A 17319-nucleotide genomic window follows, 5' to 3' on the forward strand; every position below is an offset into this window, starting at 1 on the left:
GTGTAGTTTTTTGGCTTGTCATCATAGACTGACTCCAGCAATATTGTGAGAATTGCACTTATACTTGAGTACAATGGAAGCAATTATTGTGGATGGCAGAGTCAACCATGTGGGTGCTCAATACAGGATAAGTTAGAATTCGCTTTATCACAAATTGCCTGTGAATCAATTCGCGTGGTAACAGCCGGACGAACCGATACAGGTGTGCACGCTTTGTATCAAGTAGTCCATTTTGATACATCAGCGTTGCGCCCACTGAATGCGTGGGTTCGAGGTGTCAATGCATTCTTGCCAAAAGATATTGCGATACTATGGGCCCACGCGGTCTCAGACCAGTTTCATGCGCGTTTCAGTGCACATGCCCGATGTTATCAATATTTACTGCTCAATCATCCTATACGGCCAGGCATTTTCTCCCAAAAAGTTGGTTGGTTCCATCAGCCACTTGATCTTGAAAAGATGCAAGCCGGTGCCAAGAAACTGATTGGCAGACATGATTTCTCAGCCTTTCGCGCCGCTGAGTGCCAGGCAAAAACACCAGTACGCACACTGACACGCCTGGAGATATCACACCGTGGTAATATGATGCTGTTTGATTTTTGTGCTAATGCATTTTTACATCATATGGTGCGAAACATCGTAGGGTGTCTAGTCTATGTTGGCAAAGGAAAATATTCTCCAGACTGGATGCAGATTTTATTGGAAAACCGCAATAGAACATTCGCTGCCCCCACATTTTCTGCGGCAGGTTTATATTTAACCGGCATTATGTATGATCCAAAGTGGAATTTTCCCAAATTGAGCGAAAGTTTAAGTTTTATGGATTATTCGCGTGTTTCATGACGACTTCTAGTCAATTTAAAATATGACGGTCCGCGTAAAAATTTGCGGGATTACCCGCGTAGAAGATGTCATTTCAGCGATTAAATGGGGTGCGGATGCCATCGGTTTTGTGTTCTGGCCCAAAAGTGCGCGTTATGTCACGCCACAGCAAGCAAGTAAAATTGCAGCAAAAATACCGGCCTTTATCAATACAGTAGGCGTTTATGTCGATCCTGATTCCGACTGGGTTGAAGAAACTGCATCAGCCGCCAAATTAAGTTTGTTACAATTTCATGGTAATGAGGACCCCGGGTTTTGCGAGCAATTTTCTTTGTCTTATATTAAGGCAATTCGCGTCAAGGATGATGTGGATTTGTTACAATATGCCAATCAATATCACACGGCCAAAGGATTGCTGCTGGATACCTACGCAAAGAGCATGCCAGGTGGCACCGGACAAGTATTTGACTGGCGGTTAATTCCACAATATTTACCGCTGCCAGTGATTTTATCGGGAGGATTGAATACCGAAAATGTCGCAACTGCAGTCAAACAAGTTCGTCCTTGGGCAGTAGATGTATCCAGTGGTGTAGAATCGGCAAAAGGTATAAAAGATGAGCAAAAAATTATTGCTTTCATGCAAGGAGTTCGAGAACTGTGAATGTTTATGATCTACCGAATAAAAGTGGTCATTTTGGCCCCTATGGCGGTGTGTTTGTCGCTGAAACGTTGATTTCGGCTTTGGATGAATTGCGCGAACAATACGTGCACTATCGTAGTGATCCTGATTTTCAGGACGAATTCGCATATGAATTAAAACATTATGTGGGGCGCCCAAGCCCCATTTATCATGCCAAGCGTTGGTCGGCGCACCTGGGTGGCGCTCAAATTCTTCTTAAACGCGAAGATTTAAACCATACTGGCGCTCATAAGGTGAACAATACTATCGGTCAGGCACTGTTGGCCCGGCGCATGGGTAAAAACCGTGTAATCGCTGAAACAGGTGCTGGTCAGCATGGAGTGGCGACTGCAACAGTAGCAGCACGCTACGGAATGGAATGCGTCGTTTATATGGGTGCTGAAGATGTCAGACGCCAGGCTACCAATGTATATCGAATGAAATTATTGGGTGCTGAAGTAATCCCGGTTGAATCCGGTTCGCGCACACTCAAAGATGCGCTCAATGAAGCCATGCGCGACTGGGTGACACATGTTGAAGATACTTTTTATATCATCGGTACCGTTGCTGGCCCACACCCTTATCCCATGATGGTGCGTGACTTCCAAACGGTAATTGGAAAAGAAGCCAAAACACAGATGGAAGAAACCTTTGGACGGCAGCCGGATGTGTTGATTGCCTGTGTGGGCGGTGGTTCCAATGCTATCGGCTTGTTTTATCCCTATATCGATAATGAGAATGTGCGAATGGTTGGTGTGGAGGCCGCTGGAAAGGGCTTGGATACAAACCAGCATGCTGCAACATTAATGAAAGGTAAGCCCGGCGTACTGCATGGAAACCGGACTTATTTGATTCAGGACGAAAACGGTCAAATCATCGAGACACACTCTATTTCGGCTGGGCTGGATTATCCTGGCGTTGGACCTGAACACGCCTGGCTGAAAGATATTCATCGTGCTGAATATGTTGGTATTACAGACGAAGAAGCCTTGGAAGCATTTCACGCATTATGTCGTTTTGAAGGCATCATGCCCGCACTTGAGTCAAGCCATGCCTTGGCCTATGCAGCTAAATTTGCACCAACTCTTGCTCAGGATCAATTGCTTTTAGTCAATCTCTCCGGACGTGGTGACAAGGATATGGCAACTGTTGCAGAAATGTCTGGACTTTCTCTCTGAGAATTATCAACCTGATAAGCTTTTTTCACAAAATTTAAATTTAGAATTCAGATGCTGACTTTATTTGCATTTTGAATTTTGAATATTTTTTATCAATTACTATGAGTCGCATAGCGAAAACTTTTGCTTTACTGCAATCAAATCGAAAAAAAGCACTGATTCCTTTTATTACTGCAGGCGACCCAGATCCTGCATTAACTGTTGATTTGATGCATTGTTTGGTCAATGCCGGTTCCGATATTATTGAGCTTGGTGTGCCGTTTTCAGACCCGATGGCGGATGGACCAACGATACAAAGGTCTTCAGAACGCGCATTGAAGCATCGAGTAGGTTTGACTACTGTACTTGAGATGGTAGCGGAATTTAGAAAAAAAAATGAGCAAACGCCTGTCGTTTTAATGGGCTATGCAAATCCTGTGGAAGCAATGGGTTACGAGCATTTCGTACTAAAAGCAAAAGATGCTGGCGTAGATGGTGTGCTCACAGTCGATTATCCACCTGAAGAATGCGAAGAATGGGTTAAATACCTGGAACAGTATGGTATAGATACAATTTTTTTGCTGTCTCCCACAACTGCTCAATCTCGCATTCAACAAGTTGCAAAACTTGCGAAAGGTTATATTTATTATGTTTCTTTAAAAGGGGTGACAGGTGCTGCGCATCTGGATTTAAAAAATGTTGAATCCATGCTGGAGAAATTACGTGCAGCAATAGCTATACCCATTGGTGTAGGCTTTGGCATACGTGATAGTGAAACAGCGAGTGCGGTTGCACAACTGGCAGATGCCGTTGTAATCGGTAGCCGTATAATCGAAGAAATTGAGCATTCACCCCAGTCAGAGATAGTAAAAAATGTTGGTAACTTGGTTGCAGACATGCGTAAGGCTATTGATAATAAATGCAGCTGAATATAATCTCTCATAGAGGAGAGTACTATTTATGAGTTGGTTTCAAAATATCATACCACCTAAAATAAAACGCAAAGAAAACGGTGAAAAGAAAATTGTTCCAGAAGGACTTTGGAGCAAATGCAGTTCTTGTGAAGCCGTGCTCTACTATACTGATTTGGTTAAAAATCTGAACGTCTGTCCTCGGTGTGATTTTCATAACCGTATTTCTGCCAGAACACGTATTGATTATTTGCTTGATGAAAATATCCGTCAGGAAATTGGGATTGAAGTTCAACCCACCGATCCTTTGAAATTTAAAGATAGTAAACGCTATGTTGATCGTCTATCGCAAGCCAAATCGAATATCGATGAAGATGATTCCCTGATAGTAATGAAAGGCAGCATCCTGTCTGTGCCACTTGTTGTCGCCGTATTTGAGTTCGGATTTATGGGCGGTTCAATGGGATCAGTTGTTGGAGAACGTTTTGTCCGGGGAATAAATGCTTGCATTGATCATCAAGTGCCCTTTGTCTGTTTTACCGCCAGTGGGGGTGCACGTATGCAAGAAGGATTATTCTCCCTAATGCAAATGGCCAAAACATCAGCAGCACTTACGCGTCTAAGCCGTGAGAAATTACCCTTTATATCTGTACTCACTGACCCAACTATGGGCGGTGTTTCTGCCAGTTTTGCTTTTATTGGTGATATTGTCGTAGCCGAGCCAGGTGCTTTAATTGGATTTGCTGGTCCACGTGTTATTGAACAAACTGTACGGCAGAAATTACCGGAAGGTTTTCAACGGGCTGAGTTTTTATTAGACCACGGGGCAGTAGATATGATTATTGATCGCAGGCAGATGCGCGAAAAAATTGCAAACCTATCCACTTTACTGATGCGCATCCCAGCACCTGCAACAATATCGGTTTGAGTTAAATAAATCGCAACGAAAATTAAAATAATTAATTGTTTGCTCTTCTGATTGATTTATTATCTCATGTGCAAACATGGGTAATAGTTTACCTTAATGCACCCTGATCTGAAAAATAACTCACTTGCACAGTGGCTGGAATACCTTGCACAGCTACACCCAAAAACAATTGACATGACACTCGAACGCGCCGCCCAGGTGCGTTTTGAGCTTGGGTTAACACCGACCTGTCCGGTGATTATTGTTGGCGGAACCAATGGAAAGGGGTCTGTCTGCGCGATGCTGGAATCTATTTTAACCATAGCAGGTTACCATGTCGGGTGTTATACATCACCGCACCTTAATCGTTACAACGAGCGCATCCGTATTCGACAAAAAGAAGTAACGAATCAACAATTATGTGAAGCGTTCTTCCATGTCAATCAGGCAAGGGAGAATCGCCGTATTTCGTTAACTTTTTTTGAATTCAGCACACTTGCTGCGATGCACTTATTTGTTTCTGCACAAGTTGATGTTGCCATACTTGAGGTAGGTTTGGGCGGGCGCTTGGACGCTGTTAATATTTTTGATGCTGATTGCGCTATCCTGACAAGTATAGCCCTTGACCACATGGATTATTTAGGAGATTCCCGTGACGCTATCGGATATGAAAAGGCGGGTATATTTAGACAGAACAAACCAGCCATTTGCGCAGAAGCAGATCTGCCATGCAGCATTGTTCAGTTTGCAGAAAATACCCGTGCTCAGTTGAAAATAATCAATCAGAATTTTGGTTATACCGAGAAGGTTGATCACTGGAATTTTTGGAGCCATAAAGGGTGGCGTCGGACTCTGCCGCTTCCTGCACTGCGCGGCGCTTATCAATTGCAAAACGCCAGTGCATGCCTAATGGCTTTGGAAATGCTCAGCGATCAATTACCGGTTAGCATGCAGGCAATCCGTGAAGGATTATTAAAGGTTTCTTTGCCTGGAAGATTTCAGGTGACATCAAATCAACCTATGATTATTTTGGATGTTGCACATAATCCTGCAGCAGCGCAAGCGCTGGCAAAAAATCTTAAAATCACTCAACCATCCGGTAAAACATATGCCGTTTTTGCTATGCTACGTGATAAAGACATTTATGGAGTGATACAGGAACTTGAGCAACATATAGATATCTGGTTATTATCTTCCATTGATGCATACAGAGGTGCTAATGCCGATGAATTATTACAAAATCTTTATAAACTGAAAGCTATCCGGGAAAGCCACAATTTTCACAAATTTGAGAATATTGAATCGGCTTATGTATTTGCCTGTGAACAAGCAGACAAAAATGATAGAATTTGCGTGTTTGGGTCTTTCTATACAGTAGGTGCAGTTTTAGGGCATCAGGAATTAAGAAAGGGAAAATAATCAGTAATACTTGACTATCTAAAATGAACAAAAATATCACTGAAGAAGAGCTATTGCTCAGAAAGCGCGCCCGGAGGCGTTTGGTAGGTGCAATTGTGCTGGTTGTGGCGGCAATCATCATTCTGCCCATGATATTTGATGAACCCAAACCTGATGCAGAAACACATGAAATTGATATTCATCTTTTCCCTAAAGAAGATATTACCGAGATACCGCCTTTAGTTCTGCCATCTGAGACCCCACCACCGTTAGGCAACATAAATGAAACGATTGACCAAGCAGAGTTTTCATCTGCTTTATCGCCTGATTTTTCAGATGTACTCCAACCGTTAGACCAGGTTTATGATGCCAATGAAAATGATGAAAATATCGTAAAAAGTCACATTCCTATACCAGGAATCAAGCCGAGATTCGAGATTGCACAGACTGTGCATACGAAACAACAGCCAAGTCAAGCCTCCGATCAATATGTTGTGCAGTTAGGCGCTTTTTCCGACAAAACAAAAGCACAGCAACAGTTGAACAATCTTAAGTCTAGTGGAGTCAGAAGTGTATATACAGAAACACATATGATCAACGGCAATGTTGTCACGCGTGTACGTATTGGTCCTTTTTCAAATCGTAATGTTGCGGAGCTTGAGCTTGAAAAACTCAAAAGATTGGGGCTCGACGGTGTAGTGACGCCGAGATAAAAAATGCGACTATTTTAACTTTGTCACTTGTCCCCAGATCAAATTAGATTAGTAGCGCTCAATTTAGCGCGTAAGCTTTCTTATCAATGACTATTTTTGACTATGTTGTCCTAGGTATTTTTTTTATATCAGTCATCTTAAGTATCATTCGGGGTTTGGTGCGCGAGGTCTTATCAATCGCAGGTTGGGTGGTTGCTTTTATTGCGGCAAGTACATTTACACATGATTTGGAGCCTTATATGCCACCTGAGATAGGTGGTGAGTCGCTGCGGCTTATTTCTGCGTTTATTCTGGTGTTTATCGTAACTTTGATTGTTTCCGTTTTAATCACCACGTTGATGAATACACTTATTAAGAATGTTGGCTTAGGTTTTATTGATCGGATTCTAGGTGCTTTTTTTGGGTTTGCCCGGGCATTGATCATCATTATGACTTTAGTTTTGATCGCAGGTTTAACCGCTTTGCCCCAGCAACCTTTATGGCATCAAGCTGTGTTAAGCCCTCCCATGGAAGCAATGGCTGAACAAGTGCTACCCTGGTTACCTGATGACTTGTCTAAACGCATTAGCTTTGAAAGAAAAGATGAAATTATCCAGCAATCGAACTGACGTTTCGCGACTGAAACCTGCGTATAGCTGGAGAAGAATAATTGTTATGTCATTATCCAAACACTGGACTCACGGAGTATTGGTATGTGTGGAATTTTAGGTATTGTTGCAAAATCACCGGCTAATCAGTTGCTTTATGATGGCTTACTCATGTTACAGCATCGTGGACAAGATGCTGGCGGCATTGTAACAGCGCAAGGAAACACTTTTCATATGCATAAGGGGCTGGGCATGGTGCGTGATGTTTTTCGTACCCGAAACATGCGCGCATTACTGGGTAATATGGGAATAGGGCATGTACGTTATCCAACAGCAGGATCATCTCAATCACCTGCAGAAGCCCAGCCCTTTTATGTGAATTCCCCTTTTGGCATTGTATTGAGCCATAATGGCAATCTCACTAATGCAGACAAACTTAATCAGGAATTATTTCAAACGGATTTGCGTCATGTCAATACTCACTCGGATTCTGAAGTATTATTGAATGTGTTGGCACATGAATTACAGGAAAGCACGGGTAATTGCCATCTTGATCCTGCCGCGATTTTTGCAGCAGTCAGTGGAGTGCATCAGCGTTGTGAAGGTGCCTATGCAGTTGTTGCGATGATTGCCGGTTATGGCCTGTTGGCTTTTCGCGATCCTTGCGGTATTCGCCCATTGGTGTTTGGCACAATAGAAACTGAAAAAGGAAAAGAATTTCTGGTCGCTTCTGAAAGTGTTGCTTTGGATACCCTTGGATTTCAACTGATACGTGACATTGCGCCCGGCGAAGCTATTTTTATTGATGATAAAGGGAATTTTTACAGTAAACAATGTGCTGACAAAACAGTCCTGAATCCATGTATTTTCGAATATGTTTATCTGGCGCGGCCCGATTCCGTGATAGATGGAGTTTCTGTTTATGAAACAAGATTAAATATGGGCAGATCTTTGGCTCAAAAAATTACACAATCCATGGACAATCTGGATATTGATGTCGTTATTCCCATACCTGATTCTAGTCGTCCAAGCGCATTACAGCTGGCCAATCAATTGGGTGTGGAGTTTCGCGAGGGATTTATTAAGAATCGTTACGTTGGACGGACATTTATTATGCCAGGACAACAGCAACGCAGAAAATCTGTGCGTCAGAAACTTAATGCAATGAGTATCGAGTTTAAGGGAAAAAATGTATTACTGGTTGATGACTCAATTGTACGTGGGACAACAAGCCGTGAAATTGTACAGATGGCCCGTGATGCAGGTGCTAATAAAATTTATTTTGCTTCGGCATCACCACCGGTACGTTTCCCGAATGTCTATGGAATAGATATGCCAACCCGACAGGAGCTAATTGCAACTGAACGTGACACTGATGAAATCTGCCGTGAAATAGGTGCTGATTATTTGATTTTTCAAGATTTGGAAGCGTTGACACTAGCTGTGTCAAAAGTAAATCCTGCGTTATCCCGTTTTGAAACTTCCTGTTTTAATGGCGACTATATCGCTGGAAATGTAACCCCTGAATATTTAAATACTTTGGAAGCAAAAAGAAACGCCAAACAGACTGTTTCACGATCGGCGTCAAAAACACAGCTTGATTTAAGCCTTGCTGTGTCTGATTAAATGACAGTACCATTACAGCACATACTGTCATTTTTCTTCTATTCAAGTTTCTTCTGGAGTAATTGTTAAAAATGCCTGATCAACTCAAACCTGAAACGCTTGCACTGCGAACAGGTATTCATCGCAGCCAGTTTAACGAACATTCTGAGGCTATTTATTTAACTTCCAGTTTTGTTTTTGATAATGCGACACAGGCTGCTGCCCGGTTTTCCGGTGAAGAGTCCGGTAACATTTATTCGCGATTTACCAATCCAACCGTAACAGCATTGGAAGAACGTCTTGCTGCTATGGAAGGTGCGGAAACGTGTGTTGCTACATCATCTGGCATGTCTGCGATTCTGGCATGTGTAATGGGCTTGTTATCAGCAGGTGACCATATAGTCGCATCACAGAGCTTATTTGGCGCTACTGTTAATTTATTTAATAATATCCTGAAAAAATTTGGTGTTGAAACAACATTTGTCTCTGCGACTGATGTCGGAATGTGGGAAGCGGCAGTCAAGCCAAACACCAAACTTTTCTTCCTTGAAACGCCTTCTAATCCATTAACAGAAGTCTCTGACATCTCTGAGCTGGCAAAAGTGGCTAAAAATGCAGGTGTATGGCTTGCAGTTGATAATTGTTTCTGCACCCCCGTTCTGCAAAAACCTCTCGCTTTAGGTGCGGACATTGTAATACATTCAGCTACCAAATATCTGGATGGACAAGGCAGAGTGCTGGGCGGAGCCGTTCTAGGTAATCGGGAACTGATGATGGAAGGGGGGGTTTATGGTTTTTTGCGTACCGCAGGTCCCACATTGAGTGCTTTTAACGCCTGGGTTATCCTGAAAGGCTTGGAAACACTTAAAGTTCGCATGGATGCACATTCGCGAAACGCTCTACAAATTGCGCAATGGCTGGAAGCACACCCTAATGTCAATCGGGTTTTCTATCCCGGTCTGCCATCGCACCCACAATACAAGCTCGCTAATAGACAGCAAAATACAGGTGGTGGTATTGTAACGTTTGAAATCAAAGGGGATAGAGCAGCCGCTTGGCGCGTGATAGATCAAACTCAATTAATTTCAATAACTGCAAACCTGGGCGATGCTAAAACCACGATAACACACCCGGCATCGACCACACATGGACGAATCAGTCAGGAAGCACGTGATGCTGCAGGCATTACCGACGGTCTTTTGCGAATCGCAGTTGGTCTTGAGGCTGTGGAGGATATTCAGGCCGATCTGGCAACCGGTTTAGGATAAAATAGAAATCGGACAATAAAAATCAATTACCTATTACCAATTGCAAGACCGGCTTGTTGTTTACATGAAGCTGAATATCTAAATAACCTCAGCTTTCTCAATAATAACGTCTTCAAGCGGAACATTCTGGTGTCCGCTGCGATCGCCGGTCTTTACTTTCCTGATTTTATCAACCACGTCCTGTCCTTCAACAACTTTGCCAAAAACACAATATCCAAATCCTTGTGTGGTAGGCTCTTTGTGGTTGAGAAACCCGTTACTGGCGACATTAATAAAGAATTGTGAAGTTGCTGAGTGAACATCAGCGGTTCTGGCCATGGCAATGGTATAGATATCATTCTTCAAACCATTGGCGGCTTCATTCTGAATGGGGGGTTGCGTTTGTTTCTGCTTCATACCCGGCTCATAACCGCCGCCTTGAACCATAAAGTCATCGATCACACGATGAAAAATGGTGTTGTCATAAAATCCACTTGTAACGTAGTTTAGAAAATTTTGTACCGTTTCAGGTGCTTTGTCGCTATTGAGCTCTAGCGTGATATCACCAAAATTGGTGGTTAGTTTGATCATAAAAATTACCTATTATTGATTATTTTCTGTGGCGGATGATAGCACTGAAATATCTTCAATGATAATCATATTTCTGGGAACATCACCCGGGAAAGGCCCACCAGATCCAGTGGGTGTTTTGGCAATTTGATTCACGATTTCCATGCCATCAATTACCTTGCCGAAAACGGTATAGCCATAACCTCTTGGATGTGGCGCAGTAAAATTAAGAAACGTATTATTAGCAACATTAATAAAAAACTGTGCTGTTGCCGAGTGTGGGTCGGATGTACGTGCCATCGCTATCGTACCAACTTCATTCTTAAGGCCATTATTGGCTTCATTTTCAACTGGAGCATGCGTAGATTTTTGGTGAAATGATGTGTCAAAACCACCGCCCTGAACCATGAAATTGGAGATCACACGATGGAATATCGTATTTTTATAAAACCCCTCTTCAACGTAGCGCAGAAAATTGTCAACTGTTTTGGGTGCTTTTTCAGGATAAAGCTCAAGCGTGACAGTACCCTGGTTTGTTTTTATCATCACTTGTGGATTAGCTGCATAACTTGTTGTACTACAAAAAATAAAAAAAACGAAGACGGATATTATAGATTGAATAATACGCATTGGATTCCTTGATGAATTGTTTGTTAACGAGGAATTAACGATTACTTGTTATGTTATACTCCTCAGGTTTTTTTGATTAAATTCAGTGCATTCAGGATTCTATCAAGAAGATAGACATTTCTACAATCATAACTAATTTTTGCATGTTAAAAATTTATAATACGCTCACTCGTGATAAACAAAATTTTGTACCCCTGGCACCCGGAAAAGTAAAAATTTATGTTTGTGGCATGACCGTATACGACTTTTGCCATCTGGGTCATGCACGCGTTTTGGTCGTCTTTGATATGGTCACCCGTTGGCTGAAGGCATGTGGATTTGAAGTCATTTATGTACGGAATGTTACTGATATTGATGATAAAATTATTAAACGTGCGCTCGCTAACAAGGAAACAATCGAGTCGCTGACAAATCGCTTTATCCACGCAATGGAAGAAGATGCCGCAGCATTAAGTGTTGATCGGCCGACATATGAACCGCGTGCAACTCAATATGTAGAAAACATGATTGTCATGATTGATACATTAGTCAAAAAATCACTGGCATATAAAGCGGACAATGGTGACGTATATTATGCTGTTCATAATTTTCCAGGTTATGGGAAATTATCCGGCAAATCACTGGTTGATTTGCGAGCAGGTGAGCGTATTGAAATTGATGCCAATAAAAAAGATCCGCTTGACTTTGTCTTATGGAAATCAGCCAAACCTGGAGAACCTTACTGGAATTCACCCTGGGGCAAAGGTCGCCCTGGCTGGCATATTGAATGTTCAGCGATGAGTGAGCAATTTCTGGGTGAACACTTTGATATTCATGGAGGTGGACAGGATTTGCAATTCCCACACCATGAAAACGAAATCGCTCAAAGTGAAGGCGCACATGATCATCCTTTTGTTAATTACTGGATGCATAATGGTTTTGTACGTGTTGACAGTGAGAAGATGTCTAAGTCACTGGGAAATTTTTTTACCGTTAGAGAAATTCTAAAAAGCTACCAGCCTGAAGTTGTACGCTTTTTTATTCTACGTGCACATTATCGCAGTCCATTGAATTATTCCGATCAGCATTTAAAAGATGCCAAACTTGCACTGGATCGTTTATATATTGCTTTAAAAGATATTGAAGTAGCGAATAATAATGATATAGACTGGACAAATGAACATGCATCAAGATTCATGACGGCAATGAATGACGACTTCAATACGCCTGAGGCCATTGCTGTGTTATTTGAACTTGCCGGTAGAGTTAACAAAACACAATCTGTTGAAAGCGCATCGTTGCTTAAATCACTCGGTAAAGTATTGGGTTTATTGCAACAAACGCCACAATTCTATCTACAGAACAGTTCAGTCGAAACATCGGAAGAAGAAATTTCACCCGACAAAATAGAGCAGTTGATTCAAGAGCGTCTGGAAGCACGTAAAACTGGTCGTTATTCAGAAGCCGATACAATACGCCAGAATCTCTTTAATTCGGGTATCATTCTTGAAGATGGGCCACAAGGTACCACCTGGAGACGAAATTAAGAATTCTATATTTTTAACTTCATAATATCCACAACATATACTGTGGAACATTGAGCTAAATACGCCAAATGTATAAGGTGGAGCCGGAGAAATCATTCAATCTGATACTTTTTTCGGGTGTTACACCCGGAATCATGAATGTGTTGCTGATAAAAATACTGCCAGGTTGCATTTCGCGACAGACCTTTTCCCATATTGATTTCATGGGCACTGGAGACAGATAGGCATAAACGACATCATATTGAGAAAGATTCTGCTTCCACAGATCACCCCATTGAACTTTACAACCAGATTTTTTGAATAAATTTCTTACTTTACCGATTAAATACGGCAATAGCGCAGCCTCTATGCCGTAAAATGCGCCATTGGCATGTGTTTTATTGAGTCTGCTGAGTAATCCTCCGCAGCCGCACCCAAGGTCTATAAAAGTAAACTCTTTATTGAGGGGTAAGAATAACGTCAAAGCGACTGTAACTTCATTGCTGGAGAGATACAAAGGTACTTGCGTCTGGTATGTTTTACCATAAATCAATACAAGTAAACAAAAACCAAGGCCAAACCAATACGGGGATAACCCAATTGAAAGTGTAGCTATAACAGCCGGCATGAAACTCAATTGTATTGGAATCCACCAAGTGGCCATTTTAAAGAGGTAGCTGAAGATGGCGGCCACAATACCATGTAATATGGCCCATTCAAGAATGCCAGCAGACGGAAATGTGACCATTAAAGGTAAAATCATTGTTAAGGCCACCAGCTGGGCCACAAATGCTATCAGTACTGGCAAACGGCTATTGAATTTACCTTTTTTCATTTAACGGCCTTCTTCCAATGTAAGAATGATCAGTTAACAGAATCCGGTGCTGTCAGCGCATTGATTTCTGTTTGATTTCTTACATTAACTATTTCGCTTTCCTGGGTAATTGCATTTTCGGCTTTTTTATTCATTACGATGATACTGATGCGACGGTTGATTGGATTGAAAGGATTTTCCTTGTCAAATAGTACTGCCGACGATAGTCCGACAACACGCAATACTTTTTCACCTTCCATGCCCCCAGCAATCAGCTCTCTGCGAGAGGCATTGGCGCGATCAGCCGATAACTCCCAGTTACTGTAACCTTTATCTCCGGAAGGATAAGGAGTTGCATCGGTATGACCTGAAAGACTGATTTTATTGGGCACATCATTCAGTGTTCTTCCAATCTCTTGAAGGATGACCCTGGTATAAGATTGTAATTCAGCCCGTCCACTGGAAAACATAGGGCGGTTTAATTCATCCACAATCTGAATCCGTAATCCTTCCGTGGTAATATCTAGTAATAACTGATTTTTAAATTTCCTTAATATTGGATTGGCGTCGATTGCAGCTTCGATTTTCTTTTTTAATTTGTTAAGGCGCAACATTTCTATACGTTCTTGTTCGGCCTGCGCAGCTTTAAGATCAAGTATCTTCTTTTCAGTAACAGCCTCGCCTTTTTTAACTTGGCCCGTACTGTATGTCAGATCAGTACCACCACCCTTTATAATACTGGTTGCGTCACCAACGTTGGCACCGCCAAACATAGCAAGTTTCAATGGCGTTTTGAAATATTCAGCAATGCCTTCTAAATCACCCTGTGAAGCGGATCCTAGTAACCACATCAACAGAAAGAATGCCATCATTGCAGTCACAAAGTCGGCATAGGCAATTTTCCATGCGCCGCCGTGATGACCACCCGCAACTTTTTTAATACGCTTGATAACGATGGGACGTTGCGAAAGATCGTCAGCCATAAATATACCTCGTTAAGTCTTATTGTTAATCTTTTGTCTTAATTCCAAAGTGGAACTTAGTCTCCTTTGCTCTTCTTCACATGTTCCTCCAGTTCTAGAAATGAAGGGCGCTCCGTGGAAAACAATACTTTTCTTCCGAATTCCACCGCCAGTACAGGTGAATATCCATTCAGGTTAGCAAGCAATGTAATCTTGATACACTCAAGCAGTTTGCTTGATTCGTGCAATTGATGTTCAAGTTTTCCAGCCAGTGGACTGACAAAACCATACGCCAGCAAAATACCTAAAAAAGTACCTACTAATGCAGCAGCAATCAGAACACCCAATTCAGCCGGTGGTAAATGGACAGATTCCATGGTGTGCACGACGCCCATAACTGCAGCGATAATGCCAAAAGCCGGTAAACCGTCACCCATTTTGGCAACACTATGTATCGGAACAGTACCTTCCTGATGATGTGTTTCCAATTCACTATCCATTAAATTTTCAATTTCCAGAGCATTTAAGTTGCCACCGACCATCAAGCGCAAATAATCGGTAATGAATTCTGTTACATGATGGTCGGCCAGAATGGTAGGATATTTTGTAAAAATCGGACTATTATTCGGATCATCAACATCTGCTTCAATTGACATTAAACCTTCTTTACGTATTTTCCCCAGAATCTCATAAAGTAATGTCATGAGCTCCATATAAACCGCTTTGGTATATTTTGAACTTTTGAAAACACTCGGCAAGCCTTTCATGGTGGCTTTGATTGCTTTACCAGAATTGCCGACAACAAAAGCTCCGAATGCTCCACCGCCAATCATCAACACCTCGACTGGCTGCCATAATGAAGCCAAATGGCCTCCTGCAAGCGCGAATCCACCAAAAACAGATAAAATGATAATAACGTAACCGACAATAACTAACATTGTAAAAAGTCCCTAGGAGTAAATTAAATAGTCATTTGGTTTAATAAATTTAGCAAAAGTTAACATATACATATAAATATAAAGATGTGAGAAAACGCGAAATTAGCCCGTATTTCTGCCGTCACTTTTTGTCGCCAATAAAACTAAATATTAATCATTGTGTTGCAATATTTGTATCACACCGCAATAACATTACAATATTGAAAAACGGTGTCTGCTTTCAAACAAAATAAGTGATAATGCGCGGACACACGGATTCTCTCGAGTGAAAATGCGTGAGGTGTTAGGTAGCCTAATACTTGCTATCAGAATCAATTCTTTTACCCTTCCAACGCTTTTTTCTTTATTGGCTAGCCAATAACTTGGCTTTATCTGTAGAATGATTAGAATCAAAGATGTCATGAATCTTATGGTGATACTGGCCATAAGATTTTTCATGTTTCTATTATTTTTTAACCGATTCATTTATTGTTTATTTGGGCGTTACTCATGTTCATCAGTGTTCTTGATCTTTTCAAAATTGGCGTAGGCCCTTCCAGCTCCCATACTATGGGACCGATGGTAGCTGCAAAGGACTTTCGTCGTCGTTGTAAGGCATTTATTAACGATCATAAAAATACGCAGCCACTCCAATTGCGCTGTACCCTTAAGGGATCCTTGGCATTTACCGGTAAGGGCCATGCGACCGATCGTGCGGTGATTCTGGGACTGAATGATTACACACCGCAGGAGCTTGCTAAAGAAGATGTAAACAAGCTGGTTGACGATCTTTCGCAGCGTGACACGCTAAAACTCGATAATACACATTCGATTCTGTTCTCTCCAACGGATGGTATTATTTTTGATCGTGGAGACCCATTGCCTGAGCATCCTAATGGAATGATTTTTCAACTCATGGATGCGACTGGTAAAACGGTTCTGACGGAAACCTATTTCTCAATTGGCGGTGGATTTATCACAACATTAGCCGAGATCAATCAACTTGTTGCGCCGCTTAAAATGGAAGCGAAACAATCTTGTGCCTATCCATTTGAAAATGCAAACCAAATGATGAAAATGTCAGCCGATAGTAAATTATCCGTTGCTGCTATGAAACGCTGTAATGAAGCGGAACGTATCAGCGAGGATAAATTGAACGCCGGGCTTGATGCGATCCGTGATGCGATGTATACATGTATTCAGAATGGCCTGGAAGCCGAAGGTCGCTTACCGGGTGGGTTAAATGTACAGCGGCGCGCTAAATCCTTGTATCGCCAATTACAGAATAATCCGCAGCACGCAAACTTAAATGACTGGTTATGTGCTTACGCCATGGCTGTTAATGAAGAAAATGCGGCAGGCCATATGGTCGTTACAGCACCGACCAACGGAGCGGCTGGTGTTATTCCCGCAGTTATTTTTTATGCGGTCACACATGAAGGTGCCACAAACGATCAGGTACGGGATTTTCTATTGGTGGCCGCAGCAGTAGGGGGGTTAATCAAACATAACAGCTCCATTTCAGGTGCAGAAGTGGGTTGTCAAGGTGAAGTAGGTTCAGCCTCAGCCATGGCAGCGGCGGGACTTTGTGCAATAAAAGGCGGCACTACCGAACAGATTGAAAACGCTGCAGAAATTGCATTGGAGCATCATCTTGGGATGACTTGTGATCCGGTCGGCAGCCTTGTTCAGGTACCATGTATAGAGCGTAATGGTTTTGGTGCGATTAAAGCTTATACGGCTGCATCACTGGCAATCCGGGGTGACGGCCAGCATTTTATGTCATTAGACAACTGCATTGCCGCGATGAAACAGACAGGCTTGGAAATGTCAGTGAAATACAAGGAAACATCACTGGGTGGTTTGGCAGTCAGTATTACAGAATGCTAGTGACC

The 17319-nt window shown here is 42.2% G+C and carries 17 protein-coding genes; 12 read left to right on the forward strand and 5 right to left on the reverse strand.

Annotation, left to right across the window (positions count from 1 at the left end; genetic code table 11):
- Positions 1 to 45 precede the first annotated feature (45 nt).
- From truA to C8R11_RS04375, 10 genes are all read left to right on the forward strand, one after another.
- Positions 46 to 843 (forward strand): tRNA pseudouridine(38-40) synthase TruA, encoded by a 798-nt coding sequence (gene truA / locus C8R11_RS04330; protein ID WP_107794630.1) that lies wholly within the window; start codon positions 46 to 48, stop codon positions 841 to 843.
- A 22-nt stretch (positions 844 to 865) separates the two neighbouring features.
- Positions 866 to 1483 carry a phosphoribosylanthranilate isomerase gene (locus tag C8R11_RS04335; RefSeq protein WP_090697227.1) on the forward strand — a complete coding sequence of 206 codons (618 nt, stop codon included), beginning with the start codon at positions 866 to 868 and terminating at the stop codon, positions 1481 to 1483.
- Complete coding sequence (trpB, locus tag C8R11_RS04340) at positions 1480 to 2679, forward strand: tryptophan synthase subunit beta (protein WP_090697225.1); 1200 nt, start codon at positions 1480 to 1482, stop codon at positions 2677 to 2679. Before C8R11_RS04335 ends, trpB begins: the two co-directional genes overlap by 4 nt.
- A 101-nt stretch (positions 2680 to 2780) precedes the next feature.
- Positions 2781 to 3587, forward strand: coding sequence for a tryptophan synthase subunit alpha (gene trpA / locus C8R11_RS04345; RefSeq protein WP_107794631.1), 807 nt, complete (start codon positions 2781 to 2783; stop codon positions 3585 to 3587).
- Positions 3588 to 3618: 31 nt separating this feature from the next.
- Positions 3619 to 4497 carry an acetyl-CoA carboxylase, carboxyltransferase subunit beta gene (gene accD / locus C8R11_RS04350; RefSeq protein ID WP_107794632.1) on the forward strand — a complete coding sequence of 293 codons (879 nt, stop codon included), beginning with the start codon at positions 3619 to 3621 and terminating at the stop codon, positions 4495 to 4497.
- A 96-nt stretch (positions 4498 to 4593) separates the two neighbouring features.
- On the forward strand, positions 4594 to 5895 hold the full coding sequence (folC, locus tag C8R11_RS04355; RefSeq protein ID WP_107794633.1) for a bifunctional tetrahydrofolate synthase/dihydrofolate synthase: 1302 nt from the start codon (positions 4594 to 4596) through the stop codon (positions 5893 to 5895).
- A 23-nt stretch (positions 5896 to 5918) separates the two neighbouring features.
- Positions 5919 to 6587: an SPOR domain-containing protein gene (locus C8R11_RS04360; protein WP_107794634.1), complete on the forward strand. Its 669-nt coding sequence runs from the start codon at positions 5919 to 5921 to the stop codon at positions 6585 to 6587.
- Positions 6588 to 6673: 86 nt separating this feature from the next.
- Entirely contained in the window at positions 6674 to 7195 is a 522-nt protein-coding gene (locus tag C8R11_RS04365) for a CvpA family protein (RefSeq protein ID WP_107794635.1), read from the forward strand.
- Positions 7196 to 7279: 84 nt separating this feature from the next.
- Complete coding sequence (gene purF / locus C8R11_RS04370; protein WP_090697211.1) at positions 7280 to 8800, forward strand: amidophosphoribosyltransferase; 1521 nt, start codon at positions 7280 to 7282, stop codon at positions 8798 to 8800.
- Between the two features lie 71 nt (positions 8801 to 8871).
- Positions 8872 to 10047, forward strand: a complete 1176-nt coding sequence (locus tag C8R11_RS04375; protein WP_107794636.1) for an O-succinylhomoserine sulfhydrylase — start codon at positions 8872 to 8874, stop codon at positions 10045 to 10047.
- Between the two features lie 78 nt (positions 10048 to 10125).
- Here the strand turns inward: C8R11_RS04375 and C8R11_RS04380 are convergent, their stop codons facing one another.
- A complete protein-coding gene (locus C8R11_RS04380; RefSeq protein WP_107794637.1) occupies positions 10126 to 10617 on the reverse strand; it encodes a peptidylprolyl isomerase in 492 nt (163 codons plus the stop codon).
- Between the two features lie 12 nt (positions 10618 to 10629).
- The gene (locus C8R11_RS04385; protein WP_425320574.1) at positions 10630 to 11142 is read right to left on the reverse strand and encodes a peptidylprolyl isomerase; all 513 of its coding nucleotides are present in this window, start codon (positions 11140 to 11142) and stop codon (positions 10630 to 10632) included.
- Positions 11143 to 11369: 227 nt separating this feature from the next.
- Here C8R11_RS04385 and cysS point away from each other — a divergent pair, with 227 nt between their 5' ends.
- Positions 11370 to 12752, forward strand: a complete 1383-nt coding sequence (gene cysS / locus C8R11_RS04390) for a cysteine--tRNA ligase (RefSeq protein WP_107794639.1) — start codon at positions 11370 to 11372, stop codon at positions 12750 to 12752.
- A gap of 55 nt (positions 12753 to 12807) precedes the next feature.
- Here the strand turns inward: cysS and C8R11_RS04395 are convergent, their stop codons facing one another.
- From C8R11_RS04395 to motA, 3 genes are read right to left on the reverse strand one after another with little or no spacing between them, the layout of a single operon-like run.
- Positions 12808 to 13566 carry a class I SAM-dependent methyltransferase gene (locus C8R11_RS04395; protein WP_107794640.1) on the reverse strand — a complete coding sequence of 253 codons (759 nt, stop codon included), beginning with the start codon at positions 13564 to 13566 and terminating at the stop codon, positions 12808 to 12810.
- Between the two features lie 29 nt (positions 13567 to 13595).
- The gene (motB, locus tag C8R11_RS04400; RefSeq protein WP_107794641.1) at positions 13596 to 14528 is read right to left on the reverse strand and encodes a flagellar motor protein MotB; all 933 of its coding nucleotides are present in this window, start codon (positions 14526 to 14528) and stop codon (positions 13596 to 13598) included.
- Between the two features lie 56 nt (positions 14529 to 14584).
- Positions 14585 to 15445, reverse strand: a complete 861-nt coding sequence (motA, locus tag C8R11_RS04405; RefSeq protein WP_090697199.1) for a flagellar motor stator protein MotA — start codon at positions 15443 to 15445, stop codon at positions 14585 to 14587.
- A gap of 489 nt (positions 15446 to 15934) precedes the next feature.
- Between motA and C8R11_RS04410 the strand changes: the two genes are divergently transcribed.
- Positions 15935 to 17314 (forward strand): L-serine ammonia-lyase, encoded by a 1380-nt coding sequence (locus tag C8R11_RS04410; RefSeq protein WP_107794642.1) that lies wholly within the window; start codon positions 15935 to 15937, stop codon positions 17312 to 17314.
- The last annotated feature ends 5 nt before the right edge of the window (positions 17315 to 17319 follow it).

Source organism: Nitrosomonas aestuarii (assembly GCF_003046585.1).
Classification (GTDB): domain Bacteria; phylum Pseudomonadota; class Gammaproteobacteria; order Burkholderiales; family Nitrosomonadaceae; genus Nitrosomonas; species Nitrosomonas aestuarii.

Coding starts and splice junctions, on each gene's coding strand:
- accD (WP_107794632.1), top strand. CDS start 3,619: ATGAGTTGGTTTCAAAATATCATACCACCTAAAATAAAACGCAAAGAA.
- C8R11_RS04365 (WP_107794635.1), top strand. CDS start 6,674: ATGACTATTTTTGACTATGTTGTCCTAGGTATTTTTTTTATATCAGTC.
- motB (WP_107794641.1), bottom strand. CDS start 14,528: ATGGCTGACGATCTTTCGCAACGTCCCATCGTTATCAAGCGTATTAAA.
- C8R11_RS04395 (WP_107794640.1), bottom strand. CDS start 13,566: ATGAAAAAAGGTAAATTCAATAGCCGTTTGCCAGTACTGATAGCATTT.
- C8R11_RS04385 (WP_425320574.1), bottom strand. CDS start 11,142: ATGATAAAAACAAACCAGGGTACTGTCACGCTTGAGCTTTATCCTGAA.
- C8R11_RS04410 (WP_107794642.1), top strand. CDS start 15,935: ATGTTCATCAGTGTTCTTGATCTTTTCAAAATTGGCGTAGGCCCTTCC.
- C8R11_RS04335 (WP_090697227.1), top strand. CDS start 866: ATGACGGTCCGCGTAAAAATTTGCGGGATTACCCGCGTAGAAGATGTC.
- C8R11_RS04380 (WP_107794637.1), bottom strand. CDS start 10,617: ATGATCAAACTAACCACCAATTTTGGTGATATCACGCTAGAGCTCAAT.
- motA (WP_090697199.1), bottom strand. CDS start 15,445: ATGTTAGTTATTGTCGGTTACGTTATTATCATTTTATCTGTTTTTGGT.
- folC (WP_107794633.1), top strand. CDS start 4,594: ATGCACCCTGATCTGAAAAATAACTCACTTGCACAGTGGCTGGAATAC.
- cysS (WP_107794639.1), top strand. CDS start 11,370: ATGTTAAAAATTTATAATACGCTCACTCGTGATAAACAAAATTTTGTA.
- C8R11_RS04360 (WP_107794634.1), top strand. CDS start 5,919: ATGAACAAAAATATCACTGAAGAAGAGCTATTGCTCAGAAAGCGCGCC.
- trpA (WP_107794631.1), top strand. CDS start 2,781: ATGAGTCGCATAGCGAAAACTTTTGCTTTACTGCAATCAAATCGAAAA.
- purF (WP_090697211.1), top strand. CDS start 7,280: ATGTGTGGAATTTTAGGTATTGTTGCAAAATCACCGGCTAATCAGTTG.
- C8R11_RS04375 (WP_107794636.1), top strand. CDS start 8,872: ATGCCTGATCAACTCAAACCTGAAACGCTTGCACTGCGAACAGGTATT.